1 protein-coding gene is annotated in these 910 nt (G+C 53.3%); it reads right to left on the bottom strand.

Annotation, left to right across the window (positions count from 1 at the left end):
• Window positions 1–675 precede the first annotated feature (675 nt).
• On the bottom strand, window positions 676–910 hold a 235-nt coding region (locus tag Q4563_RS15485; protein ID WP_303605089.1), incomplete at its 5' end, for a J domain-containing protein.

Below are 910 nucleotides of genomic sequence, written 5' to 3'. Positions count from 1 at the left end.
GGGGTTGTTTGGGTGATTTTTGTTGCCTGTCATTTTTGGCAGTCTACTGAAAATAATGGCAGCCAAATGGCCTGTTTCAACAAAATTTCCCGGCCACACTCCGTTGTTATGTTTATCGTGTGCCAGTTGTTGCTTGGGCTGGCTTGCCCAACACTTTGATTTTATTAGTGATTGCTTGTCATAATTTTTAAATATTCCTGTTGAGGAATATTGGCCTCTCTGTTGCTAATGTAATGGGGACATCCATTTAATCCTGCACGGCTCTGCGCGAGTGTTGCCGTTGTTCAGGGCAAGGCGACGAATGCAGCGAAATGACGAGTCCTTTTCAAATTCGTCAACACCGCACTGGACGGCGGCAACCCGCTCCCTTCGGGGGCTGCCGGATGATCTCGACTCGGTGTCGCCGACGTTTGACTTGACCCGTCAGGCCTGCAAGTCGGCTTCGTGATTCGAAACCATCCGGTAGCCCAGAGTGAGCACCGGATTAAATAGATGCCCCCTTGTGACTACGGCATTCGAGTGACGTTCCTTGGCATCCTGATGTGTTGGTGACTGCCGATATTGTTCCTTCTGTGTTGACCTTCTGGCGGTTGCGCCGTCGCTAGTGACCCCTTGCCGAAGATAGCCTGTCCTGGCCAACAAGATGGATATTGGTTGCGGTTCTAGAAGAAAGTGTCAAACCGTCAGCCGTTGATACGCCGCCAGCAGCGCCTGGAAATGACTGACATCACCACCCCGGTCCGGATGGTGGCGCATGGCGAGACGGCGATATTGCCGACGGATATCCGATTCGTTGGCACCTTCCTGTAACTCCAGCAAGCGCAGGTCGCTGCGGCGCTGATCGGGTGTCAGGGTTTGCTGCCAGATGCCCCGCAAGAGCTTGTCGACGGTATCGCGATCGGTACTGAGG

Source organism: Gilvimarinus sp. 1_MG-2023 (assembly GCF_030548285.1).
This window is presented reverse-complemented; position numbering and strand designations above follow the sequence as displayed.